The sequence below is a fragment of the Roseibium sp. RKSG952 genome (genome assembly GCF_009711355.1).
The window spans coordinates 1-293 of sequence record NZ_SMMF01000146.1 but is presented as its reverse complement, the minus strand read 5'-3'; the positions used below and the strand labels follow the sequence as shown (position 1 = coordinate 293).

Sequence of the window (293 nt, the reverse complement as noted above, 5' to 3'; positions counted from 1 at the left end):
ATATCTACGAATTTCACCTCTACACTCGGAATTCCACTCACCTCTCTCGAACTCTAGACCGATAGTTTTGGAGGCAGTTCCGGGGTTGAGCCCCGGGATTTCACCCCCAACTTTCCGATCCGCCTACGTGCGCTTTACGCCCAGTAATTCCGAACAACGCTAACCCCCTCCGTATTACCGCGGCTGCTGGCACGGAGTTAGCCGGGGTTTCTTTACCTGCTACCGTCATTATCTTCACAGGCGAAAGAGCTTTACGACCCTAAGGCCTTCATCACTCACGCGGCATGGCTGGA

At 53.9% G+C, this 293-nt stretch carries 1 rRNA gene; it reads right to left on the bottom strand.

The window, feature by feature from the left end:
- Positions 1-293: ribosomal RNA gene (locus E1297_RS00355) — 16S ribosomal RNA — on the bottom strand; the annotation flags it as partial.